The following is a 26,291-nucleotide window of genomic DNA, read 5'->3' on the forward strand; positions in this document are numbered from 1 at the left end:
TCAGGGGGCCTCCCGGGCCAGCAGGCGGCGCAGCTGCGCCACGGTGTGGAAGCGCGACAGGCCGGTGCGCACCACATGGGTGGCGCGGCGGCGCTTTTCCACGTCGGGCATCTGCCGCGCGCGGATGGCGGCCAGCCGCTGCGGCGTCATCCCCGGCCGGCGCAGCACCCGCACCGCCTGCACCGCGGCGGGGGCGGAGACGACGAGCACGGCGTCGAAATCCCGCGCCGCGCGGCGCGCGGGCCGCGTCTCGAACAGCAGGGGGATGTCCAGCACGGCCAGCGGGGCGCGGCGGCGGCGGGCGCGCTGGAGGAAGCGCCGCTCCTCCCGCCGCACCAGCGGGTGGATGATGCCTTCCAGCACGCGCAGCGCCGCGGGGTCGGCCAGCACGATGCGGCGCAGCGCCTCGCGGTCCACCGCCCCATGCTTCACCCCCTGCGGGAAGGCGCGCGCCACGGGGCGCACCGCGGCGCCGCCCCTGGCCTGCAGCGCGTGCACGGCCGCGTCGGCGTCGAAGACCGGGATGCGGCGGGCGGTGAACAGGCGCGCCGCCGTGCTCTTGCCCATGCCGATGCCGCCGGTGAGGCCCCAGACCTTCACAGCAGGTCCGCCGCCGTGGCGCGGCGCAGCGCGTCGTCCACCACCGGGTCCAGGCCGAACCAGGCGGCGAAGCCGGGACGGGCCTGGTGCAGCAGCATCCCCAGCCCATCCACCGCCCGCAGCCCGCGCGCGCGGGCGGCGCGCAGCAGCGGCGTTTCCAGCGGAACATAGACGATGTCCGCCACCGTGGCGCCCGCGGGCAGCGGCGACAGGTCCAGCCCGAGCGGTGGCTGGCCGGCCATGCCCAGGCTGGTGGCGTTCACCAGCAGCGCGGCATCGGCCAGCGGCGGCGCCCCGGCGACGTGGACCGGCCCGCCCAGCGCGGCGGCCAGCGCCTCGGCGCGCGCGGCGTTGCGGTTCACCAGGGTCAGGCGCGGGCAGCCGGCATCCAGCAGCGCGGCGGCGATGGCGCGCGCCGCGCCGCCGGCGCCCAGCACCACCGCCGGGCCCGCCGTCACGTCCAGCCCTTCCAGCGAGGCCAGGAAGCCGAAGCCGTCGGTGCAGTCGCCGGTGATGGCGTCGGGGGTGAAGACCAGCGTGTTGACGGAGCCGGCGCGGCGGGCGCGTTCCGTCACCGCGTCGCACAGCGCGAAGGCGGCTTCCTTGTGCGGGATGGTGACGTTGCAGCCGCGGAAGCCGGCGGCGCGCAGGCCATGGATGGCGGTGGCGAAGTCCTCGGGCCGCACCGGCAGCGGCAGGTAGGCGGCATCCAGCCCGTGCCGCGCGATCCAGTGGCCATGCAGCTGCGGCGAGCGCGAATGCGCCACCGGCCAGCCGACCACGCCAGCCAGGGCGGCCTTGCCGGTCAGCGGCATCGCACGGCACCGGGGCGGCAGGTGGGCAGGCCGCGCATCACGCCGACGACCCCGCGGCGCGAAGGCCCCGCGCAACCCGGACGACGCGAGCCGAACCCACGCCGCACCGGCGGAATCCGGCCGCACAGCGGCCGGCGCGCCCAACCCGCCCGCCCGGCTGGCGCACCCGCCGCGGCGCGCAAGCCCAGCGGCCGGAGGCCGCGCCCGGCGTTTGAGGGCGAAGGAAACCGGGCTTCCGCAGGAAGCCCGCGCCCGGCGCCTGAGGGCATTAAATGGCGACGCTCGGCACGAGCGTCGCCTGCATCGCCGCGCACAGGGTTTCCGTCCCGTCCTCCGAGCGCATCCACACCTCGGCGCGGGCGACGGTGAGGGTGCGGCCGGGCTTGAGCACCTCGGCGCGGGCGATGGCCAGCACGCCGCGGGCCGGGCGCAGGAAGTTCACCTTCAGCTCCGCCGTCAGCACCTCCTGCCCCGCCGGCAGCAGGGACAGGCTGGCATAGCCGCAGGCGTTGTCGGCCAGCGTCGTCAGCACCCCGGCATGCAGGAAGCCGTGCTGCTGCGTCAGCGTCTTGCGGAAGGGCGCCTCGATGGTGCAGCGGCCGGGCCGCACCTCGGCGATGCGCGCCTCGATCACGCGCATCAGCCCCTGCTGGGCGAAGGACGCCTCGATGCGGCGCTGCAGTTCCTCGTGGGCCATCAGAGCCTCCAGCCGGTGTGGATGGCGACGATGCCGCCGGACAGGTTGCGGTGCGCCACGCGCTCCAGCCCGGCGGCGCGCATCATCCCGGCCAGGCGCTCCTGGTCGGGGAAGGTGCGGATGCTTTCGGCCAGGTATTCGTAGCTCGCGGCGTCGCCGGCCAGGCGCTCGCCCAGCCGCGGCAGCACCTTGAAGCTCCAGGCGTCGTAGAGCGGCACCAGCGCGCCGACCTCCAGGCGCGAGAACTCCAGGATGTGCGCCCGCCCGCCGGGCTTCAGCACCCGGCGCATCTCCCGCAGCACCGCGTCCTTGTCGGTGCAGTTGCGCAGGCCGAAGGCCATGGTGACCTTGTGCACGCAGGCATCCGGCAGGGGCAGGCGCTCGGCGTCGGCGCACAGGAAGCTCAGGCCGCGCACCAGCCCGCGCTCGGCGGCGCGGTCCTGGCCCACGCGCAGCATCTCGTGGTTGATGTCGGCGCAGATGACGCGCCCCGCCCCGCGCTGCAGCGCCAGGAAGGAGACGTCGCCGGTGCCGCCCGCCAGGTCCAGCAGCGCCTCGCCCGCGCGGGGGGCGACGGCGTTGAGGAAGATGCGCTTCCAGATGCGGTGGATGCCCAGCGACATGGCGTCGTTCATCAGGTCGTAGCGCGGGGCCACGCTGTCGAAGACCTGCCGCACCAGCCCCGCCTTCGCCGCGCGCGGCACCTGCCGGAAGCCGAAATCCGTCTCGTTCGTCATGCCGCGCCATCCTGCCACGCCGCCCCCGCGCTTGCCACCCGCGGCCCGGCGCGGCAGGACGGCGCCGAGGGAGGACGCGCGGTGCCCGAGCTGCCCGAGGTCGAGACGGTGATGCGCGGGCTGGACGCCGTGCTGACCGGCGCGCGCATCACCGCCGCCGAGACGCGGCGCGAGGGGCTGCGCTGGCCCTTCCCCCCCGCCCTGCGCCAGACCCTGACCGGCGCGCGGGTGGAGGGGTTCCGCCGCCGCGGCAAGTACATGCTGATGCGCCTGGAGGGGCGCGACACCCTGCTGGTGCACCTGGGCATGAGCGGGCGCATGGTCGCGCGCCGGCTGGACGAGGCGCCGGCGCCCTCCCTCGGCCCGCAGGGGGCGGCCAGCGACGCGCGGGGCGGCACCGGCGAGGCGCACGAGCACGTGGTGCTGCACACCGACCATGGCTGGCGGGTGGGCTTCGTGGACCCCCGCCGCTTCGGCGCCATGGACCTGGTGCCGCGCGCGGCGGAGGACGGGCACCGCCTGCTAGCGGCCCTGGGCCCGGAGCCGCTGGAGGAGTCCTTCGGCGCCCCCACCCTGGCGGCCGCGCTGGCCGGGCGGCGCACCCCGGTGAAGGCGGCGCTGCTGGACCAGTCGGTGGTGGCGGGGCTGGGCAACATCTACGTGTGCGAGGCGCTGTTCCGCGCCGGCATCGCCCCCACCCGCAGCGCGGCCAGCCTGACGGCGGAGGAGGCGGCGCGGCTGGCCCCGGCCATCCAGGCGGTGCTGCGCGATTCCATCGCGGCCGGCGGCAGCAGCCTGCGCGACTACGTGCGCGCGGACGGCGAGCTGGGCTTCTTCCAGGACCGCTTCGGCGTCTACGGCCGCGAGGGCGAGCGCTGCGCCGACTGCCCGGGCGAGCCGGGCTGCCCGGGCATCCGGCGGCTTGTGCAATCCGGCCGCTCGACCTTCTATTGCCCGCGCAAGCAAGCATAGGGACGCGCCATGGCCTTCGAGATGATCCTGACCGAGACGCAGGGGCGGGTGGGCGTCATCCGCCTCAACCGCCCGCAGGCGCTCAACGCCCTGTGCGACCGCCTGATGGCCGAGATCGCCGAGGCCCTGGCCGGCTTCGACGCCGACCCCGGCATCGGCGCCATCGTGCTCACGGGCAGCGAGAAGGCCTTCGCCGCCGGCGCCGACATCAAGGAGATGAAGGACCGCACCTACCCCGCCGTGCTGGGCGAGGACTTCATCGGCAAGTGGGAGGCGGTCAGCATGGCCCGCAAGCCCACCATCGCCGCCGTCGCCGGCTTCGCGCTGGGCGGCGGCTGCGAGCTGGCGATGATGTGCGACATGATCATCGCGGCCGACACGGCGAGGTTCGGCCAGCCGGAGATCAAGCTGGGCATCATCCCCGGCGCCGGCGGCACCCAGCGGCTGACCCGCGCCGTGGGCAAGGCCAAGGCGATGGACCTGGTGCTGACGGGCCGGATGATGGACGCCGCCGAGGCCGAGCGCTCCGGCCTGGTGGCCCGCGTGGTCCCGGCCGCCGAGCTGATGGCGGTGGCGATGGAGGCGGCGGCGACCATTGCCGGCTATTCCCTGCCCTCCGTCACCGTGGCCAAGCAGGCGGTGAACGCGGCGCTGGAGACCACCCTGCGCGAGGGCATCCGCTACGAGCGGGGCGTGTTCTACGCCCTGTTCGCCACGGCCGACCAGAAGGAGGGGATGTCGGCCTTCGCCGAGAAGCGCAAGCCCAACTTCACCCATGGCTGAGGGCTGATGGCTTGACTCCGGGCGGGGGGTGGGCGTAACACCCCGCCTCCCGCGGCGGGCCAGCCCTGCCGCTGCACCCTTGTTCAGAGCAGCCTGACCGCCCATGGCCAACAACGCCTCCGCGCGCAAGCGCATCCGCCAGACCGAGAAGCGCACCGAGCGCAACCGCATGCGCCGCTCCCGCGTGCGCACCTTCCTGCGGAAGGTCGAGCTGGCTCTGGCCGGCGGCACCGCCGACGAGGCGAAGGCCGCCTACGCCGCCGCGGCGCCGGAGATGCAGCGCGCCGTGACCAAGGGCGTGCTCCACCGCAACACGGTGGCGCGCAAGCTGTCCCGCCTGTCGGCGCGGATCAAGGCGGCGGCCGCCAAGACGGCCTGACCTCCGGGTCAAGACAAACGACCTGTCGGTGAAGTCACCGGGTTGGGCTTGCCCTTCCCGGTGATTTTCCTTGCGCCTATGGCAACCAAGCATGGGCGTGTCCGGTTTGCCGCAGGACTCGATCTTCCACGTTATCCACAGGCCGGGATGGTTTGTTTCCGCCCGGCGTCGCCGTAGGATTGCGCCTCAACAGGGCGCTCATGCAGGGGATCAGACGCGGGATGGAGACAGCGCCGGAACACCTGCCGATTCCTGGGCCCGAGGGGGTGCTGGCCGCCGGCGACCTCGCCACCGGCTGGGCCCGCGTCCGCGCCCGGCTGCGGCAGGAGGTGGGCGACGTCGAGTACCGCACCTGGCTGCGCCAGATGACGCTGCACGGGGTGGAGGACGCCGCCGCCCTGGTCACCCTGCCCACCCGCTTCCTGCGCGACTGGGTGCGCGACCATTACGGCGACCGCCTGCGCCTGATGGTCCAGGCCGAGATTCCCGGGCTGCGCGGGGTGGAGCTGCGGGTGGCCGCCGCCCGCCAGGCCGCCGAGGCCCCCGCCCTGGCCGAGAGCCTGGCCCCCGCGCCCGAGCCGCCGCCGCCCGCGCCCGCCATGCCCGCCCAGCCGGCCGACGCCACCGCGGGCAATGACTGGGTGGCGCCGCTGGACCCGCGCTTCACCTTCGACACCTTCGTGGTCGGCAAGCCCAACGAGTTCGCCCATGCCTGCGCCCGGCGCGTGGCGGAGGCCCCGGCCATGGCCGGCTTCAACCCCCTGTTCCTGTATGGCGGGGTGGGGCTGGGCAAGACCCACCTGATGCACGCCATCGCGTGGGAGCTGCGGCAGCGCAACCCGCACCTGCCCGTGGCCTACATGAGCGCCGAGAAGTTCATGTACCGCTTCATCGCCGCCCTGCGCTCGCACAACACCACCGAGTTCAAGACGCAGCTGCGCTCCGTGCAGGTGCTGATGGTGGACGACCTGCAGTTCCTGATCGGCAAGGACAACACGCAGGAGGAGTTCTTCCACACCTTCAACGCGCTGATCGACGCCGGCAAGCAGATCATCCTCTCGGCCGACAAGGCCCCCACCGACCTGTCGGGCATCGAGGACCGGCTGCGCACCCGCCTCGCCGCGGGCATCGTGGCCGACCTGCACGCCACCACCTACGAGCTGCGCCTGTCCATCCTCCAGGCCAAGGCGCACGACGCCGGCGTCCTCATCCCCCCCTCCGTGCTGGAGCTGCTGGCGCGCAAGATCGCCACCAACGTCCGCGAGCTGGAGGGGGCGCTGAACCGGCTGGTGGCGCACGCCAAGCTGTTCGGCCGGCCCGTCACGCTGGACACCGCGCCCGACGTGCTGGCGGACATCCTGCGCTCCCACGACCGGCGCATCACCATCGAGGACATCCAGAAGCGGGTCTGCGCGCACTACAACATCCGCATGACCGACATGGCCTCCTCCCAGCGCTCGCGCACGGTGGCGCGGCCGCGGCAGGTGGCGATGTACCTGGCCAAGCACCTGACCCAGCGCTCCCTGCCCGAGATCGGGCGCAAGTTCGGCAACCGGGACCACACCACGGTGCTCCATGCCGTGCGCACCGTCACCGCGCTGATGGAGGAGGACAGCGGCTTCGCCGAGGACGTGACGCTGCTGCGCAAGATGCTGGAGACCTGACGCGGCGGCGCCCGGGCCGTTCCCCGCGCTGCGCCGCCCTGCTAGACACCACGGAATCCAGCCAGCTTGCCCCAGGGGGGAACCGGGACCATGAAGTTCAGCGTCGAGCGCGCCATCCTGCTCAAGGCCCTGGCCCATGCGCAATCCGTGGTGGAGAAGCGCAACACCATCCCCATCCTCGCCAACATCCTGCTGGACGCGCGCGAGGGCGGGCTGAAGCTGACCGCCACCGACATGGAGATCGCCATCGTCGAGGAGGTGCCGGGCGTGCAGGTGGCCCGCCCCGGCCGCACCACCGCCCCGGCGGCGACGCTGTTCGAGATCGTGCGCAAGCTGCCCGACGGCGCGACGGTGGAGCTGGACCACAAGGGCGGCGACGCCCCCCTGGCCCTGCGCGCCGGCCGCTTCCAGACCAGCCTGCAGGTGCTGCCCGTCGAGGACTACCCGGCGATGACGGAGGGCAGCCTGCCGCACGCCTTCCGGCTGGAGGCCGCCAAGCTGCGCGGCCTGATCGACCGCACGCGCTTCGCCATCTCCACGGAGGAGACGCGCTACTACCTCAACGGCATCTACCTGCACGTGGCCGAGGGCGAGGGCGGGCCGGTGCTGCGCGCCGCCGCCACCGACGGCCACCGCCTGGCGCGGGTGGAGGAGGAGCTGCCCGAGGGCGCCGCCGGCCTGCCCGGCGTCATCATCCCGCGCAAGACGGTGGCGGAGGTCCGCAAGCTGGCCGAGGAGACGCGCGACGAGGTGGGCGTGCGGCTGTCGGACACCAAGATCTCCTTCACCATCGGCCCGGTGGTGCTCACCTCCAAGCTGATCGACGGCACCTTCCCCGACTACGAGCGGGTGATCCCCAAGGGCAACGACAAGGTGATGGAGGTGGACAACCGCGCCTTCGCCGAGGCCGTCTCCCGCGTCGCCGCCATCTCCTCCGAGCGGCAGCGGCCGGTGAAGCTGTCGCTGGCGCAGGACTACCTGGAGGTGACCGCCAACAGCGCCGAGGCCGGCAACGCGCGCGAGGAACTGGACGGCGGGCTGGTCACCTACGCCGCCGCCCCGCTGGAGATCGGCTTCCAGGCCCGCTACCTCGCCGACATCACCGACCAGGCGAAGGACACGCTGGTGTTCCGCTTCTCCGACGGCAACGCGCCCACCGTGGTGCAGGACAAGGCGGACCAGGGCGCGCTCTACGTGCTGATGCCGATGCGCGTGTAGGATTCCCCACGCCAGTTTTTCCTTCGCTTCGCTGCGGAAAAACCGCCGCGGGGACCCCATTTGAGGGCTCTCAACCCCCTGATGTGGTCCCTCCCGCCACGGCGACGCCGCGGCGGGGCGCCTGAGGCGTCCTGTTGCACGATCCCTCCCCCCGTCTCACCCGCCTGCGGCTGACCCGCTTCCGCTCCTACCCGGCGGCGGAGCTGCGGGTGGGCGGGCGGCTGGTGCTGTTCTCCGGGCCCAACGGCGCCGGCAAGACCAACCTGCTGGAAGCCATCTCCCTGCTCGCGCCCGGGCGCGGCCTGCGGGGGGCGCGCATGGCGGAGCTGGCGGCGCATGGCGCCCCCTCCTGGGCCGTCTCCGGCCGCTTCGAGGACGCCGCCGGCGGCTTCGAGGTCGGCACCGGCACGCTGGACGACGCGGCGGGGGAGCGCCGGGCCTTCCGCCTGGACGGCGAGAAGCTTCCCACCCAGGCCGAGCTGGCCGAGCGCCTGCCCCTGGTCTGGCTGACGCCGCAGCAGGACCGGCTGTTCAGCGACCCCGCCTCCGCCCGCCGCCGCTTCCTGGACCGGCTGGTGCTGGCCTACGAGCCGCGCCACGCCCGCGAGGTCGGCGCCTATGAGCGCGCCATGGCCCACCGCAACCGCCTGCTGGCGGAAGGCGCGCCCGACCCCGCCTGGCTGGGCGCGCTGGAGGAGCAGATGGCCACCCACGGCATCGCCGCCGCCGCCGCCCGCCGCGCCCTGGTGGCCCGGCTCGACGGCGCGCTGGCCCAGGGGGTGGCCGGGGCCTTTCCCGCCGCCCGGCTGGCGCTGGACTGCCCCGCCGCGGCCCTGCTGGACCGCATGCCCGCCCTGGAGGCCGAGGAGGCGCTGCGCGAGGCCTGGCGCGAGGGCCGCCGGCGCGACGCCGCCGCCGGGGCCACCCTGTCCGGCCCGCACCGGATGGAGCTGGGCTTCACCCATGCCGGCAAGGAGCTTCCCGCCACCCTGTGCTCGACGGGCGAGCAGAAGGCGCTGCTGGTCTCCACCGTGCTGGCCCATGCCGGGCTGATCGCCGCCGCCCGCGGCCTGGCGCCGCTGCTGCTGCTGGACGAGGCGGGGGCCCACCTGGATGCCGGCCGGCGGCAGGCGCTGTCGGAGGCCCTGCTGGCCCTGCCGGCCCAGGCCTTCCTGACCGCCACCGAGCCCGGGGCGTTCGGCGGGGGGCGAATCGAGCATTTCGCGGTCGAAAGCGGCGAAATCCGCCCCCTGGCCCCTGGGTAAACGCCCCCGCAAATGCCATATGGGGCTTAGAGTTTCCGCGGATTTTGCCCTTCCCGATGAGCGACCAGACCACCCCCCCCAACGGGGCCGACTACACCAGCGACTCCATCACCGTGCTGCGCGGCCTGGAGGCCGTGCGCAAGCGCCCCGGCATGTACATCGGCGACACCGACGACGGCTCGGGCCTGCACCACATGGCCTTCGAGATCATCGACAACTCGGTGGACGAGGCCCAGGCCGGCCACGCCACCCGGGTGGACGTGGTGCTGAACGGCGACGGCTCCGTCACCGTCAGCGACGACGGGCGCGGCATTCCCGTGGGCATCCACGCCGAGGAAGGCGTCAGCGCGGCGGAGGTGGTGCTGACCCGGCTGCACGCCGGCGGCAAGTTCAACCAGAACTCCTACAAGGTCTCGGGCGGGCTGCACGGCGTGGGTGCCGCGGTGGTGAACGCGCTGAGCGAGTGGATGGAGGTGCGCATCTGGCGCGAGGGCCACGAGCACCGCATCCGCTTCGAGCACGGCGAGGCGGTGCGCCCGCTGGAGGTGACCGGCCCGCAGGGCGACCACCCCAACGGCACCGAGGTCACCTTCAAGCCCTCCGCCGCCACCTTCACCCGCACCGAGTACGAGTTCGCCATCCTGGAGCGCCGCCTGCGCGAGCTGGCCTTCCTGAACAGCGGCCTGGCCATCACCCTGCGCGACGACCGCCACGTCCCGGCGCAGGAGGCCGCCTTCCGCTTCGAGGGCGGGCTGCGCGCCTTCGTGGAATGGGTGGACCGCGGCAAGGAGCCCCTGTTCAAGCCCCCCGTGGTGGCCCACTCCAAGGAGACGGACGGCATCCGCGTCGAGCTGGCGATGTGGTGGACCAGCTCCCCGCGCGAGGTGATGCTGTGCTTCACCAACAACATCCCCCAGCGCGACGGCGGCACCCACCAGGCCGGCTTCCGCCAGGCGCTGACCCAGGTGGTCAGCCGCTACGCCGAGGAGCTGGCCAAGAAGGAGAAGGTGGAGCTCTCGGGCGAGGACATGCGCGAGGGGCTGACCTGCGTGCTGTCGGTGAAGGTGCCCGACCCCAAGTTCTCCTCCCAGACCAAGGACAAGCTGGTGTCGAGCGAGGTGCAGCCGGTGGTGCGCGCCGCGGTGGCCGACGCGCTGTCCCACTGGTTCGAGACGCATCCGAAGGAGGCGCGCCAGGTCCTCGACCAGGTCGTGCTGTCCGCCGTGGCGCGCAAGGCGGCGCAGCTGGCGCGGGAGAAGGTGGGGCGCAAGAACGCGCTCGACATCTCCACGCTCCCCGGCAAGCTGGCCGACTGCCAGGAGAAGGACCCGACCAAGAGCGAGCTGTTCCTGGTCGAGGGCGACAGCGCCGGCGGCTCCGCCAAGCAGGGGCGCGCGCGCGCCAACCAGGCCATCCTGCCGCTGAAGGGCAAGATCCTGAACGTCGAGCGCGCGCGGATGGACAAGATGCTGTCGAGCGCGGAGATCGGCACGCTGATCACCGCGCTGGGCACCGGCATCGGCCCCGGCGAGCCCGCCAAGGGCGGCTTCAGCGCCGACAAGCTGCGCTACCACAAGATCGTCATCATGACGGACGCCGACGTGGACGGCTCGCACATCCGCACCCTGCTGCTGACCTTCTTCTTCCGCCAGATGCCCGAGCTGATCGAGCGCGGTCACCTCTACATCGCCCAGCCGCCGCTCTACCGCGCCAAGCGCGGGCAGGAGGAGCGCTACCTGAAGGACGACCGCGCGCTGGAGGACTACCTGCTGGAGAAGGCGGTGGCCACCGCGCGCCTCACCTTCTCCGACGGGCGGGAAGTGGCGGGCGAGGAGCTGACGGCGGCGGCCGAGGCGCTGCGCCAGGTGGCATCGCGCATCAACCGCATGGCCGCGGAGGTGCCGCCGGCCATCATCGAGCAGGCGGCCCTGGCCGGGGTGCTGACGCCCGACGCCCAGCGCGCGCTGGAAGGCGCGCCCGACCTCGCCGCGCGGCTGGACGCCCTGGCGCCCCCGGCCGAGCGCGGCTGGAAGGTGAGCGTGGACGAGGCCGGCATCGCCCTGCACCGCGTGGTGCGCGGCGTGGCCGAGCGCCAGCTGATCACCGCCGCCGCCCTGCGCTCGGCCGAGGCGCGCTGGCTGGACGAGCGGCGCGAGGCGCTGCGCGCCGACTGGGGCCAGGGCGCCCGGCTGGGCGGCGAGGGGGGCGAGAGCGCGCTGCGCGGCCCGCTGGCCGGCTTCGACCGGCTGATCGCCATGGGCCGGCGCGGCCTGACCATCCAGCGCTTCAAGGGCCTGGGCGAGATGAACCCGGACCAGCTGTGGAAGACCACGCTTGACCCGGCGGTGCGCACCTTGCTGCAGGTGCGCGTGGACGACGCCGAGGACGCCGAGAGCGTGTTCAGCACCCTGATGGGCGACGTGGTGGAGCCGCGGCGCGACTTCATCGTCGGCAACGCCCTGAAGGTCGCCAACCTGGACGTGTGAGGACAGCGATGCCCGGACCCTTCCCCGTCACCTTCACCGAGGCCGAGTGGCGCGCCCGCCTCTCGCCCGAGCAGTTCCGCGTGATGCGCGCCCATGGCACGGAGGCGCCGGGCTCCTGCGCCTTGCTGCGGGAGAAGCGGCCCGGCCGCTTCCTGTGCGCCGGCTGCGGCCAGCCCCTGTTCGAATCCGGCACCAAGTTCGAGAGCGGCACCGGCTGGCCCTCCTTCGACACGCCGCTGGAAGGCGCGCTGGGCACCACGGTGGACCGCGGCTTCGGCATGGTCCGCACGGAGGTGCATTGCGCGCGCTGCGGCAGCCACCTGGGCCACGTCTTCCCCGACGGGCCGCCGCCGACCGGCCAGCGCTACTGCATCAACGGCGTGGCGCTGGACTTCGCCCCGGCCTGAGGCTCAGGCGTCGTCGCGCGCCAGGCGCTCGCGCAGCAGGGTGAACAGGCGCTCGCCGTCCAGCCGGGCGATGTCGAAGCCGCTCTCGGCGGCGAAGCGGTCCAGCGCGGCGGCGTCCGCCTCCTGCGTGCCGACATGGGCCATGGACCAGTGCGGAAAGGCGCGCGCCGCGCAGGGCGCGAAGGACAGCAGCGCCACCTCCCCGTGGCGGTCGTCGCCCTGGATGCGCTCGAAGGTGTCCTCCACCGCCGCCTGGGGGCCTTCCAGCACCTGGGCGAACAGGCCGCGGTTGAACATCAGCGCCCCCGTCACCCCCACGCGCGGGTTGTTGCGCCGGCTCGCCTCCAGGATGGTGGCGGCCTCGGCCGCCAGCGCGGCCTCTTCGCCGCGGATGCGGTTGCGGCTGACATAGACCAGGCGCCAGGTGTCGGGGTTCATGCGGGGATGTCCTCGTGGAAGGCCAGCAGGAAGCGCGTCGCGTCCGCGGCCGAGAGCGGCTTGCTGAAGTGGTAGCCCTGGAATTCCGAGCAGCCTTCCGCCGTCAGGTGGCGGACCTGCTCGGCCGTCTCCACCCCTTCGGCGGTGGTGCGCAGCCCCAGGCTGGCGCCCAGCCCGGCGATGGCGCGCACGATGGCGGCGGATTCCGCGTCCTCGCCCAGGTTGCGGATGAAGGAGCCGTCGATCTTGATCTTGTCGAAGGGGAAGCGCTGCAGGTAGCTCAGGGAGGAGTAGCCGGTGCCGAAATCATCCATGGAGATGCGCGCCCCCAGCGCGCGCAGCGCCACCAGCACCGCCAGCACCTCCTCCGTGTTGTCCATCAGGGTGCTCTCGGTGATCTCCAGGTCCAGCCGGGCGGGGTCCAGCCCGCTGGCGGCCAGCGCCGCGCGCACGTGCTCCAGCACCGCGCCCCGGCGGAACTGCAGCGGCGAGAGGTTGACCGCCACCGACACCGGGCGCGGCCAGCGCGCCGCCTCCCGGCAGGCCTGGTGCAGCACCCATTCGCCCATGGCGCCGATCAGCCCGATCTCCTCCGCCAGCGGGATGAACTCGGCCGGCGAGACCAGGCCGCGCGTCGGGTGGCGCCAGCGCAGCAGCGCCTCGAAGCCGGTGACCTCGCGGCTCGCGCTGTCCACCAGCGGCTGGTAGGCCAGCTCCAGCTCGCCCATCGTCAGGGCGCAGCGCAAGTCGGCTTCCAGCAGGCGGCGGGCCTGCAGCCGCTCGTTCATCCCGCGCTCGAAGAAGCGGAAGGTGCCGCGCCCGGCATCCTTGGCGGCGTAGAGCGCGAGGTCGGCGTGGCGCATCGCCTCCCCCGCGTCGCGCGCGTCGGCGCCCAGCAGGCAGATGCCCAGGCTGGCGCCGACATGCACCGAATGCCCTTCCAGCAGGTAAGCGCGCGACAGCACCTCCACCAGCCGCTCGGCCACCCGCGCCGCTTCCGGCGCGCCGGCCGGGCCGGCCAGCACCACCGCGAACTCGTCCCCGCCCAGCCGCGCCGCGAGGTCCCCGGCGCGGACGGCGTTGCGGATGCGCCGCGCCACGGTGCGTAGCAGGGCGTCGCCCACCGGGTGGCCCAGCGTGTCGTTCACCGCCTTGAAGCGGTCGAGGTCGAGCAGCAGCAGCGCGCCGCCCCCCTCCGCCTCCGCGAAGGCCTCGCGCAGCCGCGCCTCCAGCGCGCCGCGGGTGGCCAGGCCGGTCAGGGCGTCGGCCTGCGCCTCCGCCGCGCCGGCGCCGGCCGGGGCCAGCGCCGCTTCCGCCAGCCAGCCGCCGCCGGGGCGCGGGCGCAGCGCCAGCTCCAGCACCTCGCCCGCCTGCCAGGGCAGCCGGTGCCGGGCGGCCTCGCCGGGCGGCGGCAGCAGCGCGCCGGCGGGGCCGCGCAGCAGCCCGGCCTCGGCCAGGCGGCGCGCCGCCTCCTCCAGCGCCAGCCCCGGCAGCTCCAGCGGCGCCAGCAGGCGGCGCGCGGCCAGGTTCGCCAGCACGACGCGGCCGCCGGAATCCAGCAGCAACACCGCGCCGGACAGCTCGTCCAGCAGGGGGGCGCAGGATTCGTCCGTCACCGCAGGCAGGTGGTCCATCCAGGGGTTTCCTTCTCGCCGGGCAGCATGGGGGGGAATGGTGAAGCCTTCCTTGCCGGCCTTGCGGCGCCGCGCCGGGGCTGCGAGCCTCGGCGCGTCGCAGGAGGGAACGCCCATGTCCAGGATCGGCCTCGCGCTCGGCGCGATGCTCGCCGCCGTGCCGGCCGCCGCGCAGGTCAGCCGGCTGGAGGTCGCCGCCGAGCCCGCCTTCGGCGGCCGGGAGTTCGGCGCGGGCGGCCGCTACGAGCGCCTGTCCGGCCGCGTCACCTTCGCGCTGGACCCGGCGGAGGCGCGCAACGCGGCCATCGCCGACCTCGCGCTGGCGCCGCGCAACGCCCAGGGCCGGGTGGAGGCGACGGCGGACCTCGTCATCCTGCGCCCGGCGCGCCCCAACGGCACCCTGCTGGTGGAGGTGCCCAACCGCGGCCGGGAACTGGCCGGGCAGCTGTACCACGACGCCGCGGCCAACGACCTGCTGCTGAACCGCAACCCCGGCAACGGCTTCCTGCTGGAACAGGGCTACACCCTCGCCTGGCTGGGCTGGCAGGCCGACATCCCGCCCGGCGAGGGGCGCGGCGCCGGGCTGCGCCTGGACGCCCCGGTGGTGCCCGGCGTCACGGGCCCCTCGCGCGAGGAGTTCCTGTTCGAGCACGCGCGCAACCCGGTGGAGGTGACCCTCACCTACCCCGCCGCGCGGCGCGAGGGCGCCACGCTGACGGTGCGCGCCCGCACGGAGGACCCGCGCGCCACGCCGCCCGGCCTGTCCTTCCGCTGGCTGGACGACCGCCGCATCGAGATCACGCGCCCCGCCGGGGGCTTCGACCAAGCGGCGCTGCACGAATTCATCTACGAGGCGAAGGACCCCACGGTGCAGGGCATCGCCTTCGCCGCCTTCCGCGACCTCGCGGCCTTCCTGCGCCATGACGGCAGCCCGGCCAACCCGCTGGCGCGCGACGGCCGCTCCACCGTCAACCGCGCCATGCTGCACGGCGTGTCGCAGAGCGGGCGCGTGGTGCGCGACTTCCTCCACCAGGGCTTCAACGAGGACCTGGAGGGGCGCATCGCTTACGACGCCATGCTGCCGCACATCCCCGGCACCCGGCGCTCCTTCACCAATGCGCGCTGGGCGCAGCCCGGCCGCAACCCCACCCCGCATGGCGACCGCCACTTCCCGGTGGACCAGTTCCCCTTCGCCTACGCCGAGAGCGAGGACCACCTCAGCGGCCGGCGCGACGGGCTGCTGCGCCGCTGCACCATCACCGCCACCTGCCCCCAGGTGATGCAGACGGACAGCGAGTACGAGTTCTGGGGCGCCCGCGCCTCCCTGCTGGTGCACGACACCCGCGGGGCGCACCTGCCGCTGCCGGGGAACGTGCGCGCCTACCTGCTGGCCGGGCACCCGCACTTCGCCCAGGCCAGCGCGCTGGCCCAGCCGGTGCCGGGCTGCGCGCTGCCGCTGAACCCGCTGCAGGCCGGCGCGCCGCTGCGCGCCCTGCTGGTGGCGATGGAGCGCTGGATGCGCGACGGCATCGCCCCGCCGGACAGCCGCTATCCCAGCCTGGCCGCCGGCACCCTGGCCCCGGCGGCGGGCCTGTACCCCGCCATCCCGCCGCTGCGCTACGCCGGCCGCCACGCCCCGGCGCAATGGGTGGACGCCACCGCTATGCCGCCGGTGGTGCGCGGCGAGTATCCCGTGCTGCTGCCGCGGGTGGATGCCGACGGCAACGCCCTGGGCGGCATCCGCCTGCCGGTGCTGGAGGCGCCGCGCGCCACCTACACCGGCTGGAACCCGCGCGCCGAGGGCTTCGCGCCCGGCATCCCCTGCACCAACCAGGGCGCCGCCATCCCCTTCGCCGCCACCCGGGCGGCGCGCGAGGCGGCGGGCGACCCGCGCCCCTCGCTGGAGGAGCGCTGGCCGGACGCCGCCGCCTACGTGGCGGCGGTGGAGCGCGCGGCGGCGCGGCTGGTGGCGGAGCGGCTGCTGCTGCCGGCGGACGCGGCAGCCATGCGCCAGGCGGCGGCGGCGGGCACCTTGGCGCGGTTGCCGCCCGGCGGCGGGGGCTGATACCTTCCCCCGGAGGCCAGCAAGGGATGCCGCCGTGGGCCCGCAGCCGCTCGTCTTCGACACCGCCTCGCTGCCGCCGCGGGACCGCGTGGAGGCGTGGCGCGCCCGCCACGCCTTCTGGATGGACGTGACCCCGCTGGACGCGCCGGACGGCTTCGGCGCCCGCAGCGAAACCTGGAGCCTGGGTCCGCTGGTGTTGAGCTGGAACAGCGCCGGCGCCGCGCGCAACGTCCGCGGCGCCCAGCACGTGCGCCGCGACCAGCTGGACCATTACGGCCTGATCCGCTGGCGCCGCGGCGCCATGCATGGCCGCGCCAGCGGCGCCGACTTCGCGGGGCAGCCGCTGGCGCCCTCCCTGTTCGGGCTGCAGCAGCCTATGGAGGGCGACCGCAGCCCGGCCGAATGGCTGATGGCCTTCGTGCCGCGCGACTGGGTGGCGGACGCCACCGCCGGGCTGGACGCGCAGCTGGGCCAGGCGATGGACACGCCGGGCGGGCGCCTGCTGGGCGCGCACCTGGACCAGCTGGCGCGGGAGCTGCCGCACCTCGCCCCGGCCGAGCTGCCCCTGGCCTGCGAGGCGACGCGGCTGCTGCTGCGCGCCGCCGCCCGCCCCGGCGGCGACGCGGCGGCTGAGGCCGCGCCGGTCATCGAGGCCACGCAGCGCGCCCGGCTGCGCCAGGCGATCCGGCGGGAGATCGGCTCGGCGCGGCTGAACCCGGGGCGGCTGGCGCAGCTGTCCGGCGTGTCGCGCTCGCGCCTCTACCGGCTGTTCGAGGCGGAAGGCGGGGTGGCCAAGGTCATCCTGGCGGAGCGGCTGCGCGCGGTGCGGCGCGCCCTGGCGGACCCGCTGGACCGGCGCTCCATCGCCAGCATCGCCGAGGCCGCGGGCATGCCCGACCCCTCGGCCTTCGGGCGGGCCTTCCGGCGCGACGCGGGGCTCAGCCCCGGCGCCTTCCGCGCCGCGGCGCTATCCGGCCAGCTGCCGGCGGATCGCGCGCCGGCACCGGCCGACCTGCGGGACGCGCTGCTCGCCCTGGCGGCCTGACCGGCCGTTGCGCCCGGGCGGGCGGCGCGCCCTGCGTCAGGCGGCGTCCTCGCGCCGGTCCTTCACGCGCACATAGGCCAGGGCGGCGTGCTCGGCGCAGTAGGGCTTGGGCGCCATCGCCTCCGCCGTGCAGAAGCGGAAGCCTTCCGTCCCCGGCTCGCCGATCGGCCAGCAGCAGCTGCGGGCGGAGGCGCGGGGAAAGGGCCGCACCACCGCCGGGGGCGCCAGCACCGGGCGCGGCGCGGCGGCCACCGGGGCCTCGCGCCGCGGCGGCGCGGGCACGGCCGGGGCGGGCGCGGCGGCGACGTGCAGCGGCGGCAGGGTGGGCCGGCGCCCGGCGGTGGCGGGGCGCGCGGCGGGGGCATCGCGCCGGATGGGGCTGGGGCGGGCCGGCAGCTGCAGCCGGTGCGCCTTGCCCACCACGGCATTCTTCGAGATGCCCATGCGCCGGCCGATCTCGGCGGTGGACAGGCCTTCGGCCCAGAAGGCCCGCAGGCGATCTATGGCTTCGTTCGTCCAATCCATGGTGGCTTCTCCGCGTCCTGCTACCAGATGGTGTAGGTCAAACGCGTTGGAACCCACAAGGGATGGATTCCCGGCAGCGAATCATTTTCCTGTGGAAAAACCGCCACACCTCACCAGCGGAGAATCCGCAGGGCAGCCCTCGGCGACACGCGTTCCTCGTGCGCCACCGCGGCCAGCACGGCGGGGTCGGGGTCCTCGCCATGGGCATCCGCCGTCAGGCCGGTCAGCGCCCACAGGCTGTCCAGCCCGGCGGCCTGGGCGCCGGCGAGGTCGGTGTGGGGGGTGTCGCCGATGCACAGCACGCGGGCCTTGTTGGTGGTGCCCAGCATCTCCAGCACCGGGCCGTACACCGCCGGGTCGGGCTTGCCGACCTCGCAGATGCGCCCGCCCCATTCGGCGTAGATGTCGGCCAGGGCGCCGGCGCACAGGATGCGCTGCCCCGCCACCATCACCGCGCGGTCGGGGTTGACGCAGACCATGGGCAGGCCGGCGTTGAAGCAGGCCAGCAGGTCGTCGCGGTAGGGTTCGGCCGAATGGGGGCCGCGCTCGTGGTCCGGGCCGGTGTTGAGCAGGAAGTCGGCGTCCTCCGGGTTGTCCACCAGCTCGGCCGCGCCGTCCTCCACCACGCTCAGGTCGCGCTCGGGGCCGATGTGGAAGGCGCGGCGGCCGGGCAGGGCGGCGAAGAAGGGGTGGGTGCCGTCCTTCAGCCAGCGCCAGGTGACCTCGCCGGAGGAGATGATGCCGTCATACAGGTGGCGCCCCAGCCCCATGCCGTCCAGCAGGTCGGCCACGTACCAGGAGCGCCGGGGGGCGTTGGTGAGGAAGACCACCCGCTTGCCGGCGCCGCGCAGCCGCTCCAGGCAGTCCAGCACGCGGGGATAGGGCTTGCGGCCGTCATGCACCACGCCCCACAGGTCCAGCACGAAGCCGTCGTAGCGGCCCGCCACCGGCTCCAGGTGCTCCAGGATCTCCATGCTCACGCCTCCACGCCCACGGCATCGGCCAGCCGCGCCACGCCGTCGCGCCGCAGCAGCGCGGCGAGTTCGTCCTTGATGCGGCGCACCAGCGCCGGCCCGCCATAGGCGAAGCCCGAATACAACTGCACCAGCGAGGCCCCGGCCTTCACCTTGGCGTAGGCGTCGGCGCCGCTCGCCACGCCGCCGGCGCCCACCAGCACCAGCCGCGGGCCCGCCAGCCGCCGCGCCGCGCGCAGCATGGCGGTGGAGCGCTCCAGCAGCGGCGCCCCCGACAGCCCCCCGGCCTCGCCGCGCTGCGGCGAGCGCAGCGTCTCCGGCCGCGCCAGCGTGGTGTTGGAGATGATGAGGCCGGCCACGCCCTGCCCGACGCAGAGCTCCACCAGCGCCGGCAGCGCGTCGTCCGCCAGGTCGGGCGCCAGCTTCACCAGCACCGGCTTGCCCAGCGCCGGCGCGTCCACCGCGCGCAGGATGGCGCGCAGCCGGTCCTCGCCCTGCAGGTCGCGCAGGCCGGGCGTGTTGGGCGAGGAGATGTTGACCGTCACGTAGTCCGCCAGCGGCGCCACGGCGCGGCACAGCATGGGGTAGTCGCGCTCCGGTTCCGCGCCTTCCTTGTTGACGCCGACATTGGCGCCCAGCACGCCGGGCAGCGGGCGCGGCAGGTCGCGCAGCCGGGCCAGGAAGGAGTCCAGCCCGGCATTGTTGAAGCCCATGCGGTTGATCACCGCGCGGTCCTCCTCCAGCCGGAACAGGCGCGGGCGCGGGTTGCCTCCCTGCGGGCGGGGGGTGACGGTGCCGGCCTCCACGAAGCCGAAGCCCAGGCGCAGCAGCGGCAGCACCGCCGCGGCGTCCTTGTCGAATCCCGCCGCCAGGCCCAGCGGGTTGGCGAAGCGCAGGCCCAGCGCCTCCATCGCCAGGGCGGGGTCGTCCGGCGCGGCGTCGCGCCCGGCCAGCCCCGCGCGCAGCGCGGCCAGCGCCCAGCCATGCGCCGTCTCGGCATCCACGCGGCGCATCAGCGGCATGAGGGCGGAGGCGAAGGCGGGCGTCATGCCGCAGCCCATAGCCCGCGTTGACAGGCGGGCCAAGGCGGCGGAGAGGCGGCGGCATGCACCGGATGCCCATGCCGCCTGCGCGCAGGGGCGCACCCCGCCGCTGGCCTGGCCAGGCGACCGGCCGCCGGGCGCCTGGGGCCCCGGGCGCGCACGGCGCGCCCCGCCGCCAGACCGCCTTTCCCACCGGCGCACCCGTGGCGCGGCGCAGCCAAGGCCGCGGATGCGGCCGCCCGGCGCCTGAGGCCACAACACAGACTCATGCCGGCGGCCGGGCAGCCGCCTGGCCGCCGGCATGAAGGGCCCTGTCCTGCTGATGCTGGGCATCGGCCTGTTCGGCGTGCTGGACGCCAACAGCAAGTTCCTGTCCGCCGAGTTCAGCGCCGCCCAGGCCATCTTCCTGCGCCACGCCACGCTGCTGCTGATCCTGTTCGGCCTGCGCGCCCTGTGGCGCGAGGCGGGCGGGCCGTTCCGCACCGCGCATCCACGGCTGCACGCGCTGCGCGCGGTGGCGATGCTGTTCTCGGGCGTTTTCTTCTTCACCGCCTTCCGCCACCTGCCGCTGGCCGATGGCTACCTGGTGTTCTTCACCGCGCCCTTCCTCACCATCATCCTCGCGCAGTGGTTCCTGGGCGAGCGCGCGCCGCGCGCCGCCTGGGTGTGGTCGGGCGTGGGGTTCGGGGGCGTGGCGCTGGCGCTGGTGCCCTCGCTGGCCGGGGGCGGCTCGGCGCTGGGCTTCCTCTGCGCGGGGCTGGGCACGCTGTGCTACGCGGTGAACATCACGGTCAACCGCGGGCTGCGGGCGGAAAGCGGGCTGGCCCGGCTGATCCTGTTCCCCTCCACGCTGGGGCTGCTGGCCACCGCGCCCTTCGCCGCCTGGCACTGGGTGCCGCCGGACGCCGTGCAATGGGGCCAGCTGGCGCTGAACGGCGTGCTGGCCGGCGCGGCGACGCTGACGCTGGCGCTGGCCTTCCGCCACGCCAGCGCGGCGCGGCTGGCGCCCTTCGAGTTCATCGCCCTGCCATGGAGCGTCTTCCTCGACTGGTCGGTGTTCGGCAACGCGCCGGAAGCGGCGGTGATCGCCGGCGGCTGCGTGGTGGCCTGGGCCTGCTGGATGAGCGAGCGCGCGGTGATGCGTCAGGCGATGTCGTCCGGGAAGCGGTGAACCCCGCCCTCCAGCGGCACCGCCACCGCGCGCACCACCGCCGCCAGCGGCAGCGGCGCGTACAGGTGCGGGAACAGCCCGGGGCGCGAGGAGCCGCTCGCCGCCTCCCACCGCAGCGCCGCGCCCAGCGCCGCCGCGTCGGCCTCCAGCATCCACAAATCGGCCACGCCGGCGCGGTGCTTCGCCGCGGTGGCGCGCAGCTGCGCGGCGGTAGAGAAGTGCAGGAAGCCGTCGCGCGCGTCATCCGCGCTGCCACGGTATTCGCCCGCGGCCAGCGCCGCCTGCCAGTCGGCGGCGCGGACCAGGGTGTAGACGAAGCGCTCCATGCGTCCCCTCTAGCGGTAGAAGGTCAGCCCGCCCAGCTCCGCGCAGGGCACGCGGCCGATGGCCCAGGCGGGCAGGCGCAGCGCGTCGTGCCACCACAGCGCCCCGCCCGAGGCATCGGGCAGCGCGCCGGCCAGCGCGCGCCGCGCCACGCGCCGGCACATCAGCAGGCCGGGGTCGCCCTCCGCCGGGTGCAGGAACAGCGCGTGGCGCGGGTGGCGCGGGTGGCGCGCCGGGAACTGGAAGGGCGCGCGCAGCACGGCGATCACCGCGCGCGCCAGGCTGCCCGGCGCCTCGCCGCCGGCGAAGCGCGCCTGCGCCTCCGCGTCCTCCAGCACCCGGCGGGCGCGGTTCATCGCCAGGCTGGCCAGCGCCTCGATGCCGCGCACCGGGTGCGCCCCGGCCTCCGCGTGCAGCACGCGGGCCAGCAGCTCCGCCGCCGCCTCCTCCGCGCGCACCATCGCCGCCCCGCTCATCGCCGCGCCTCCCGCTCGTGCCGGATCTCCTCCAGCTTCTCCTCGATGCGCAGCAGGTGCTCGCTCATGCGCCGGTCCGCCTCGCGGATGACGCTCAGCGGCACGTAGGTGCGCGCCACCTCCAGCTTGAACTCGGCCAGGTCCTCGCGCGTGCGGGCCAGGCCGTCGCCGTGGCGCAGGTCGCGCCGCTCCAGCCGGGATTCCACGTCCTTCTTCAGGCCGTGGATCATCCAGAACAGCGCGGCGACGACCGGCGCCTCCACCGCGTTGATCCACCACATCATGGTGGGCGTCATGCCTTCCATCGGGCCTCCTTGCAGCCACGTCTGGGCATCGCCACAAAGGACGACGCGCGGTTGAACGGAACCATGTGGAACGAGCCCTACCTCGAGACCTGCTGCCGCTCGGCGCTGCACCGGCTGACGCTGGTGCGGGGCCACGGCCGGCCCCCCGGCCTGGCGGACCAGCCCTGCCTGCGGCGGCTGGAGGCCCGCGGCCTGGCGCGCGAACGCCCCGATGGCCGCTTCGAGATCACCCCCGCCGGCACGGCCCAGCACGGCGCGCTGGTGCTGCGCCGGGCGTGACGCAGCGCCGCTGACCCGCGTCCCGGGCCGGGCGCCGCGTCACCCCCGCCACGACACCCGCGGCCGGGGCGGCAGGGCCGGCAGCCGGGTCGGCTCGGCCAGCAGGGCGCCGGCGGTGGCGTCCAGCGCGTCGTCGCGCGCGCCCTTCGCCTCCGGGCGCCACTCGCGCATCTCCTGCGCGAAGGCGGTCCGCAGCACGCTGGCGTGGGCGTGCAGCCGGCGCGCGGCCAGCAGCGGGTCGAAGGCGGCCAGGATGCGCTCGGCCTTGCTGGTGCGGCTGGGCGCCTCCAGCACGGCGCAGGCGGCGCCGGCGCGGGCCAGCTCCTGGCGCAGCAGCTGCGGCAGGAAGCGGCCCAGCCCGTTGGTCTCCACCCGGATGACCGGCAGGTGCAGCTCGCGCGCCAGGGCGGCGACCTGCTGGCACTGCTGGGTGGCCGGGTCGGCCGGCGCGTCCTCGCGCTGGGTGATCCAGGCGACGCGGTGCAGGTAGTGCCGCCCCTCCGCGTCGGCATAGGTGGCGGCGAGGACGGAGCCGTCGCCCGGCTTGCCGGCGCGGCCATAGGCGGGGTCCCAGAAGCCGCCGCCCGAGGCCATGCGCCGGCCCAGCAGCCACAGCGCCGCGCGGCCGTTCGCCTCGCGGTACTCGGGCTCCTCGGCGTAGGCCAGCAGCAGGGCGGGGTCCAGCCGCGCGGCCTCGGCGGCGATGGGCTGCAGCAGCATCTGCCGGGCGAAGCGCAGCGGGCCCACGCGGTCGCGCAGCGCGGCCACCGCGGCGGCGTCGAAGCGCTCCGGCCAGGCGGAGGCGCCGCCGCGGTCGAGCAGCGGCACCTCCAGCCGCTGGTAGCCGCGCAGGAAGGCGTCGCCGCGGCGGTAGAGCGAGTGCTCGGTGTGCGGCGTGCCGACGTAGAGGATGGAGCCGCCGGGCACCAGCACGAACTCCGTCTCGGCCAGGCGCTCGCGCAGCTCCTCGCGCTTGCCGTCGGTGTCGCAGTTGCCGGCCACCTCCACGTCGTCGCAGATCACCAGCTCGGCCCGCGCGCCGGTGATGTTGCCCTGCAGGCCCTGCGCCAGCACCGAGGGGTCGCGCAGGGCGCCCGGGCGGCGCACCGTCAGCCGGTCGGCCGCCCAGGCCTCGCCGGCGTCGGGGCGCAGCCCGGCGCACAGCGGGTGGCGCTCGATGATGCGGCGCACGTGGCCCAGCATCTTCATCGCCAGCGACTGCTCGGCGGCGAGGATGAGGATGCGCGTGGAGGGCTCGCGGTACAGCGTCCAGGCGCACAGCAGGCCCACCAGCGTGGACTTGCCGCAGCCGCGGAAGGCCATCAGCAGGCGGCGCTTCGCCTCCTCGCGCCCCAGCCAGCGCAGGATGCGGCGGTGGACCGGCGGCGTGCCCTGGTGCAGCAGGCGGTTCCACAGCCAGGCGAACTCCCCCAGCTCAACCGGCGTCTCCTTCGTCGTCCTCATCGTCATCGGATGGCATCTCCTGGGCGATGGCGGCGCGCAGCGCGCCGAGGTCGAGGGGCTGGGGGCCGCGCTGCGCCTCCAGCCGGCGGCGGGCCTCCACGTACTGCGCCATGACCGACTTCAGCGCGGCGAGGCGCTGGCTGGCCTGGCGGTCGTCCTCCGGCGCCTGTTCCAGCAGGCGGTCGTACTCGCGGGCCAGCAGGCGCACCGCCCGGGCCCAGTCCAGCTCGGGCACGTCGCTCACGGCTTCACCGCCCGCACGCGCACCGTGCCCGCCGGCATGTCGATGGCCGCGCCTGAGCGGTTCCAGGCGGTGACGGTGACGGTGTCCGCCGCCCCCACCTGGGCCAGGAACACCAGGCCCGAGGTGGCGAAGGAGAAGGAGGCCTGCGCGAAGTCGCCCGGCCGGGCGCCCGCCACCGCCACGTTCACCTGCGCCGAGGCGCCGGCCGCCAGCGACGGCGGGTCCCACGCCGCCTCGCCGCGCAGCTCGCGCGCGCCGTGCGGCAGGTCGGGCAGGCCCCACAGCAGCGGCGGCGACTGCGCCGGGTCGCAGGACAGGCGCAGCGCGCGCACCTCGTAGTCGGCGCCGATGCGCGCGACGCCGATGATGGCGTAGGCCACCTGCGGCTCCAGCCGCACCACCTGCAGCCGCGTCAGGTCGGCGTCCGTCATGTCCGCCGCGCCCTGCCACCAGCGCGCGGTGGCGTTCCAGGCGAGCGACATGCCCGAGGCGCGGACCATGGGGCCGGCGGCGTCCGTCAGCAGGTTCATGCCGGCGTCGAAGCACTGCACCACCAGGCGCGGGCTGTCGGCGTCGGCGGCCAGGGCGAATTCCCGGCAGCGCCGCGCGTCCACCACGAAGCCCAGGCCGCGCCCGCCCGGCAGCACCACGCCGCGGTCGGTGGGCACGTAGTCCTCCAGCGCGGGGAAGGCGAACTGCCCCAGGGTGGTGGGGCTGCCGTTCACGTTGGTGGACAGGCAGGCCAGGCGCTCGAACCCCCATTGCGTGGCGGACCAGCGGAAGGCGGCGGCGCGCAGGTTGGGCACGTGCGCGACGTCGCGCGTGAACTCGCGGTGGGCGGCGGCCTGGTGCAGCGCGCGCACCACCGCGCCGACGCGGCTGGAGGTGGGCAGGTAGTCCACCCCGACGCCGTAGCCCTGCGAGGCCCAGGCGACCTCGTAGACGTGGTCCTGCGCGTTGCCGGCGTGGCGCGCGACGAAGGGCGAGCAGCCCTCCATCCGCAGCCCGTAGGCGAGCACGGCGCGCGAGCTGACCTCGCACAGGAAGGGGATGCCGCTGATGGGGCGGTCGCGCGCCTGCAGCTCGAAGCCCGGGCCGAAGAAGACGTGGCGGTTGTGCGCGGCGTAGCCGCCCGGCGCGGCGGACAGGCGCACCCCGAAGCGGTCCTTGTCCACGTGCAGCGAGGAGGCGATGGCGAAGTGCCCGCCGTAGTAGCGCACGGAGGTGTTCCAGGCCGAGGCCGCCTCGGCGCGGATGTCCAGGCCGATGCGGTTGTTGACGATGCGCCCGAGGTGGACCGAGCTGTCCTCGAAGCCGCGCTCCACGCCCAGGGTGCGCACGCCGATGGTGAAGCCCTCCACCTGGCGCACCTCCACCAGCGAGGCGTCGAGGTTGCGCAGCACCAGGCCGATGTCGGCCTCGTTCAGCCAGTCGCTCACGGTGGCGCGCAGCACGCGCAGGCCCTGGTACAGCTTGGCGGCGTTGCGCACCGCCCCGCCATCGCCCAGCGTCAGCGCCGCCGCCCCGGCCGGCCCGGCGTAGACGATGGCGCCGCGCATGGTCAGCCCCGGCCCGGCGCCGCCCAGGGTGAGCGGCATGGTGGTGCGGAAGCTGCCCTCGCCCACCAGCAGGTGCTTGCCCGAGGCCGCGGCGGCGTTCATCGCCGCCTGCAGGGCCGGGCCGTCATCGGTCACGCCGTCGCCGGTGGCGCCGAAGTCGCGCGCCGACAGCGCTTCGCCCAGCTTGTCCTCCACCGAGCGCGGCACGGCGCCGGGGAAGGCCGCCACCACCTGCCCGCCGCGCGGCAGCACCGCCACCGCGCCGGTGCTGTCGAAGCCCAGCAGCTTCTCGGCGCGCGCCGCGCGCGGCGGCAGCTCGATGCCCGCCGGCGGCTCGGAGGGGTGCAGGCGGATGGCGGCGGACAGCTCGTCGCGCATCTCCTGCAGGGCGGCCACCTGGCGGTCCAGCTCGTCGTTCAGGGTGTTGGCGCGCAGCACGCCGTTGGGCTGGAAGTCGGTGGTGCGCGCCACCACCTGGCGGCGGCGCAGCGCGATGCGCGCCCCGGCGCGCGGGGGGGCGGCGAAGCGCAGCGTGCCGCCCTCGCTGCGGCCGGCGCCTTCCACCTTGAAGCCGAAGCCCAGCGCAACGCCGTCCACCCAGCATTCCAGGTCGGCCGGCGAGAAGACGGGGAAGGGGAAGGGAAAGGCGGCCTGCGCGCCGTCGGCGACGTAGTGCACGCGCGGCGCGACGGCGCCGATGCGGATGTGCTCGGGCATGGGGG

At 75.0% G+C, this 26,291-nt stretch carries 27 protein-coding genes; 12 read left to right on the top strand and 15 right to left on the bottom strand.

From position 1 onward, the window contains the following. From coaE to ACI6QG_RS12915, 4 genes are all read right to left on the bottom strand, one after another. The gene (gene coaE / locus ACI6QG_RS12900) at positions 1 to 600 is read right to left on the bottom strand and encodes a dephospho-CoA kinase (protein WP_407024977.1); all 600 of its coding nucleotides are present in this window, start codon (positions 598 to 600) and stop codon (positions 1 to 3) included. Beyond that, positions 597 to 1,415: a shikimate dehydrogenase gene (locus ACI6QG_RS12905; protein ID WP_407024978.1), complete on the bottom strand. Its 819-nt coding sequence runs from the start codon at positions 1,413 to 1,415 to the stop codon at positions 597 to 599. The genes coaE and ACI6QG_RS12905 overlap by 4 nt, the downstream gene beginning before the upstream one ends. Positions 1,416 to 1,683: 268 nt before the next feature. Further along, positions 1,684 to 2,112 (bottom strand): PaaI family thioesterase, encoded by a 429-nt coding sequence (locus ACI6QG_RS12910; RefSeq protein ID WP_407024979.1) that lies wholly within the window; start codon positions 2,110 to 2,112, stop codon positions 1,684 to 1,686. Next, a complete protein-coding gene (locus tag ACI6QG_RS12915; RefSeq protein WP_407024980.1) occupies positions 2,112 to 2,849 on the bottom strand; it encodes a class I SAM-dependent methyltransferase in 738 nt (245 codons plus the stop codon). Before ACI6QG_RS12915 ends, ACI6QG_RS12910 begins: the two co-directional genes overlap by 1 nt. Before the next feature lie 81 nt (positions 2,850 to 2,930). Between ACI6QG_RS12915 and mutM the strand changes: the two genes are divergently transcribed. The 8 genes from mutM (at position 2,931) to msrB (ending at position 12,023) form a co-directional block, all read left to right on the top strand. Then, positions 2,931 to 3,821 (top strand): bifunctional DNA-formamidopyrimidine glycosylase/DNA-(apurinic or apyrimidinic site) lyase, encoded by an 891-nt coding sequence (gene mutM / locus ACI6QG_RS12920; RefSeq protein ID WP_407024981.1) that lies wholly within the window; start codon positions 2,931 to 2,933, stop codon positions 3,819 to 3,821. Between the two features lie 9 nt (positions 3,822 to 3,830). Next, a complete protein-coding gene (locus ACI6QG_RS12925; RefSeq protein WP_407024982.1) occupies positions 3,831 to 4,604 on the top strand; it encodes an enoyl-CoA hydratase in 774 nt (257 codons plus the stop codon). Positions 4,605 to 4,707: 103 nt separating this feature from the next. Then, positions 4,708 to 4,983, top strand: a complete 276-nt coding sequence (gene rpsT, locus ACI6QG_RS12930) for a 30S ribosomal protein S20 (protein WP_407024983.1) — start codon at positions 4,708 to 4,710, stop codon at positions 4,981 to 4,983. Positions 4,984 to 5,204: 221 nt separating this feature from the next. Beyond that, the gene (gene dnaA / locus ACI6QG_RS12935; protein WP_407024984.1) at positions 5,205 to 6,647 is read left to right on the top strand and encodes a chromosomal replication initiator protein DnaA; all 1,443 of its coding nucleotides are present in this window, start codon (positions 5,205 to 5,207) and stop codon (positions 6,645 to 6,647) included. 90 nt (positions 6,648 to 6,737) lie between these two features. Further along, complete coding sequence (gene dnaN / locus ACI6QG_RS12940; RefSeq protein ID WP_407024985.1) at positions 6,738 to 7,865, top strand: DNA polymerase III subunit beta; 1,128 nt, start codon at positions 6,738 to 6,740, stop codon at positions 7,863 to 7,865. 134 nt (positions 7,866 to 7,999) lie between these two features. Further along, positions 8,000 to 9,130, top strand: coding sequence for a DNA replication/repair protein RecF (gene recF, locus ACI6QG_RS12945; protein WP_407024986.1), 1,131 nt, complete (start codon positions 8,000 to 8,002; stop codon positions 9,128 to 9,130). 56 nt (positions 9,131 to 9,186) lie between these two features. After that, positions 9,187 to 11,616 (top strand): DNA topoisomerase (ATP-hydrolyzing) subunit B, encoded by a 2,430-nt coding sequence (gene gyrB / locus ACI6QG_RS12950; protein ID WP_407024987.1) that lies wholly within the window; start codon positions 9,187 to 9,189, stop codon positions 11,614 to 11,616. An 8-nt stretch (positions 11,617 to 11,624) separates the two neighbouring features. Beyond that, entirely contained in the window at positions 11,625 to 12,023 is a 399-nt protein-coding gene (gene msrB, locus ACI6QG_RS12955; protein WP_407024988.1) for a peptide-methionine (R)-S-oxide reductase MsrB, read from the top strand. A 3-nt stretch (positions 12,024 to 12,026) separates the two neighbouring features. Here the strand turns inward: msrB and ACI6QG_RS12960 are convergent, their stop codons facing one another. After that, positions 12,027 to 12,461, bottom strand: a complete 435-nt coding sequence (locus tag ACI6QG_RS12960; protein ID WP_407024989.1) for a BLUF domain-containing protein — start codon at positions 12,459 to 12,461, stop codon at positions 12,027 to 12,029. After that, entirely contained in the window at positions 12,458 to 14,095 is a 1,638-nt protein-coding gene (locus ACI6QG_RS12965) for an EAL domain-containing protein (RefSeq protein WP_407024990.1), read from the bottom strand. Before ACI6QG_RS12965 ends, ACI6QG_RS12960 begins: the two co-directional genes overlap by 4 nt. Before the next feature lie 115 nt (positions 14,096 to 14,210). Here ACI6QG_RS12965 and ACI6QG_RS12970 point away from each other — a divergent pair, with 115 nt between their 5' ends. Both ACI6QG_RS12970 and ACI6QG_RS12975 read left to right on the top strand, forming a co-directional pair. After that, positions 14,211 to 16,160, top strand: coding sequence for an alpha/beta hydrolase domain-containing protein (locus ACI6QG_RS12970; protein ID WP_407024991.1), 1,950 nt, complete (start codon positions 14,211 to 14,213; stop codon positions 16,158 to 16,160). Between the two features lie 34 nt (positions 16,161 to 16,194). Then, positions 16,195 to 17,205 carry a helix-turn-helix domain-containing protein gene (locus ACI6QG_RS12975; RefSeq protein ID WP_407024992.1) on the top strand — a complete coding sequence of 337 codons (1,011 nt, stop codon included), beginning with the start codon at positions 16,195 to 16,197 and terminating at the stop codon, positions 17,203 to 17,205. A gap of 36 nt (positions 17,206 to 17,241) precedes the next feature. On the opposite strand, the gene ACI6QG_RS12980 is transcribed toward ACI6QG_RS12975, so the two are convergent. The 3 genes from ACI6QG_RS12980 to ACI6QG_RS12990 all read right to left on the bottom strand — a co-directional run bounded on the left by ACI6QG_RS12980 (position 17,242) and on the right by ACI6QG_RS12990 (position 19,753). Continuing rightward, entirely contained in the window at positions 17,242 to 17,730 is a 489-nt protein-coding gene (locus ACI6QG_RS12980; RefSeq protein ID WP_407024993.1) for a GcrA family cell cycle regulator, read from the bottom strand. A 110-nt stretch (positions 17,731 to 17,840) separates the two neighbouring features. Continuing rightward, complete coding sequence (locus tag ACI6QG_RS12985; protein ID WP_407025037.1) at positions 17,841 to 18,704, bottom strand: TIGR01459 family HAD-type hydrolase; 864 nt, start codon at positions 18,702 to 18,704, stop codon at positions 17,841 to 17,843. 2 nt (positions 18,705 to 18,706) lie between these two features. Then, complete coding sequence (locus tag ACI6QG_RS12990; RefSeq protein WP_407024994.1) at positions 18,707 to 19,753, bottom strand: quinone-dependent dihydroorotate dehydrogenase; 1,047 nt, start codon at positions 19,751 to 19,753, stop codon at positions 18,707 to 18,709. A gap of 295 nt (positions 19,754 to 20,048) precedes the next feature. Between ACI6QG_RS12990 and ACI6QG_RS12995 the strand changes: the two genes are divergently transcribed. Continuing rightward, positions 20,049 to 20,918, top strand: a complete 870-nt coding sequence (locus tag ACI6QG_RS12995; protein WP_407024995.1) for a DMT family transporter — start codon at positions 20,049 to 20,051, stop codon at positions 20,916 to 20,918. On the opposite strand, the gene ACI6QG_RS13000 is transcribed toward ACI6QG_RS12995, so the two are convergent. Genes ACI6QG_RS13000 through ACI6QG_RS13010 form a run of 3 tightly spaced genes read right to left on the bottom strand, consistent with a single transcriptional unit; the run spans position 20,891 to position 22,014 of the window. Beyond that, the gene (locus ACI6QG_RS13000) at positions 20,891 to 21,244 is read right to left on the bottom strand and encodes a DUF952 domain-containing protein (RefSeq protein ID WP_407024996.1); all 354 of its coding nucleotides are present in this window, start codon (positions 21,242 to 21,244) and stop codon (positions 20,891 to 20,893) included. The genes ACI6QG_RS12995 and ACI6QG_RS13000 overlap by 28 nt on opposite strands. 9 nt (positions 21,245 to 21,253) lie before the next feature. Beyond that, on the bottom strand, positions 21,254 to 21,718 hold the full coding sequence (locus tag ACI6QG_RS13005) for a cell wall hydrolase (RefSeq protein ID WP_407024997.1): 465 nt from the start codon (positions 21,716 to 21,718) through the stop codon (positions 21,254 to 21,256). After that, positions 21,715 to 22,014 (bottom strand): hypothetical protein, encoded by a 300-nt coding sequence (locus ACI6QG_RS13010; RefSeq protein WP_407024998.1) that lies wholly within the window; start codon positions 22,012 to 22,014, stop codon positions 21,715 to 21,717. Before ACI6QG_RS13010 ends, ACI6QG_RS13005 begins: the two co-directional genes overlap by 4 nt. Positions 22,015 to 22,086: 72 nt before the next feature. Here ACI6QG_RS13010 and ACI6QG_RS13015 point away from each other — a divergent pair, with 72 nt between their 5' ends. Then, positions 22,087 to 22,302, top strand: a complete 216-nt coding sequence (locus ACI6QG_RS13015) for a hypothetical protein (protein WP_407025038.1) — start codon at positions 22,087 to 22,089, stop codon at positions 22,300 to 22,302. A 39-nt stretch (positions 22,303 to 22,341) separates the two neighbouring features. On the opposite strand, the gene terL is transcribed toward ACI6QG_RS13015, so the two are convergent. The 3 genes from terL to ACI6QG_RS13030 are packed head-to-tail and all read right to left on the bottom strand — an operon-like array spanning position 22,342 to position 26,286. Continuing rightward, the gene (terL, locus tag ACI6QG_RS13020; RefSeq protein WP_407024999.1) at positions 22,342 to 23,766 is read right to left on the bottom strand and encodes a phage terminase large subunit; all 1,425 of its coding nucleotides are present in this window, start codon (positions 23,764 to 23,766) and stop codon (positions 22,342 to 22,344) included. After that, positions 23,738 to 24,010: a hypothetical protein gene (locus ACI6QG_RS13025; RefSeq protein WP_407025000.1), complete on the bottom strand. Its 273-nt coding sequence runs from the start codon at positions 24,008 to 24,010 to the stop codon at positions 23,738 to 23,740. Before ACI6QG_RS13025 ends, terL begins: the two co-directional genes overlap by 29 nt. Next, positions 24,007 to 26,286, bottom strand: a complete 2,280-nt coding sequence (locus tag ACI6QG_RS13030) for a glycosyl hydrolase family 28-related protein (protein ID WP_407025001.1) — start codon at positions 26,284 to 26,286, stop codon at positions 24,007 to 24,009. Before ACI6QG_RS13030 ends, ACI6QG_RS13025 begins: the two co-directional genes overlap by 4 nt. Between the last annotated feature and the right edge of the window lie 5 nt (positions 26,287 to 26,291).

The organism is Sabulicella flocculans (genome assembly GCF_045449635.1).
Classification (GTDB): Bacteria; Pseudomonadota; Alphaproteobacteria; order Acetobacterales; family Acetobacteraceae; genus Roseococcus.

What these genes read in the sequence shown, in the direction of transcription:
- ACI6QG_RS12905 (WP_407024978.1), bottom strand. Translation starts at nt 1,415, where the DNA reads ATGCCGCTGACCGGCAAGGCCGCCCTGGCTGGCGTGGTCGGCTGGCCG.
- ACI6QG_RS12910 (WP_407024979.1), bottom strand. Translation starts at nt 2,112, where the DNA reads ATGGCCCACGAGGAACTGCAGCGCCGCATCGAGGCGTCCTTCGCCCAG.
- ACI6QG_RS12915 (WP_407024980.1), bottom strand. Translation starts at nt 2,849, where the DNA reads ATGACGAACGAGACGGATTTCGGCTTCCGGCAGGTGCCGCGCGCGGCG.
- ACI6QG_RS12925 (WP_407024982.1), top strand. Translation starts at nt 3,831, where the DNA reads ATGGCCTTCGAGATGATCCTGACCGAGACGCAGGGGCGGGTGGGCGTC.
- rpsT (WP_407024983.1), top strand. Translation starts at nt 4,708, where the DNA reads ATGGCCAACAACGCCTCCGCGCGCAAGCGCATCCGCCAGACCGAGAAG.
- dnaA (WP_407024984.1), top strand. Translation starts at nt 5,205, where the DNA reads ATGGAGACAGCGCCGGAACACCTGCCGATTCCTGGGCCCGAGGGGGTG.
- dnaN (WP_407024985.1), top strand. Translation starts at nt 6,738, where the DNA reads ATGAAGTTCAGCGTCGAGCGCGCCATCCTGCTCAAGGCCCTGGCCCAT.
- gyrB (WP_407024987.1), top strand. Translation starts at nt 9,187, where the DNA reads ATGAGCGACCAGACCACCCCCCCCAACGGGGCCGACTACACCAGCGAC.
- msrB (WP_407024988.1), top strand. Translation starts at nt 11,625, where the DNA reads ATGCCCGGACCCTTCCCCGTCACCTTCACCGAGGCCGAGTGGCGCGCC.
- ACI6QG_RS12960 (WP_407024989.1), bottom strand. Translation starts at nt 12,461, where the DNA reads ATGAACCCCGACACCTGGCGCCTGGTCTATGTCAGCCGCAACCGCATC.
- ACI6QG_RS12965 (WP_407024990.1), bottom strand. Translation starts at nt 14,095, where the DNA reads ATGGACCACCTGCCTGCGGTGACGGACGAATCCTGCGCCCCCCTGCTG.
- ACI6QG_RS12970 (WP_407024991.1), top strand. Translation starts at nt 14,211, where the DNA reads ATGTCCAGGATCGGCCTCGCGCTCGGCGCGATGCTCGCCGCCGTGCCG.
- ACI6QG_RS12980 (WP_407024993.1), bottom strand. Translation starts at nt 17,730, where the DNA reads ATGGATTGGACGAACGAAGCCATAGATCGCCTGCGGGCCTTCTGGGCC.
- ACI6QG_RS12985 (WP_407025037.1), bottom strand. Translation starts at nt 18,704, where the DNA reads ATGGAGATCCTGGAGCACCTGGAGCCGGTGGCGGGCCGCTACGACGGC.
- ACI6QG_RS12990 (WP_407024994.1), bottom strand. Translation starts at nt 19,753, where the DNA reads ATGACGCCCGCCTTCGCCTCCGCCCTCATGCCGCTGATGCGCCGCGTG.
- ACI6QG_RS12995 (WP_407024995.1), top strand. Translation starts at nt 20,049, where the DNA reads ATGAAGGGCCCTGTCCTGCTGATGCTGGGCATCGGCCTGTTCGGCGTG.
- ACI6QG_RS13000 (WP_407024996.1), bottom strand. Translation starts at nt 21,244, where the DNA reads ATGGAGCGCTTCGTCTACACCCTGGTCCGCGCCGCCGACTGGCAGGCG.
- ACI6QG_RS13005 (WP_407024997.1), bottom strand. Translation starts at nt 21,718, where the DNA reads ATGAGCGGGGCGGCGATGGTGCGCGCGGAGGAGGCGGCGGCGGAGCTG.
- ACI6QG_RS13010 (WP_407024998.1), bottom strand. Translation starts at nt 22,014, where the DNA reads ATGACGCCCACCATGATGTGGTGGATCAACGCGGTGGAGGCGCCGGTC.
- ACI6QG_RS13015 (WP_407025038.1), top strand. Translation starts at nt 22,087, where the DNA reads ATGTGGAACGAGCCCTACCTCGAGACCTGCTGCCGCTCGGCGCTGCAC.
- terL (WP_407024999.1), bottom strand. Translation starts at nt 23,766, where the DNA reads ATGAGGACGACGAAGGAGACGCCGGTTGAGCTGGGGGAGTTCGCCTGG.
- ACI6QG_RS13030 (WP_407025001.1), bottom strand. Translation starts at nt 26,286, where the DNA reads ATGCCCGAGCACATCCGCATCGGCGCCGTCGCGCCGCGCGTGCACTAC.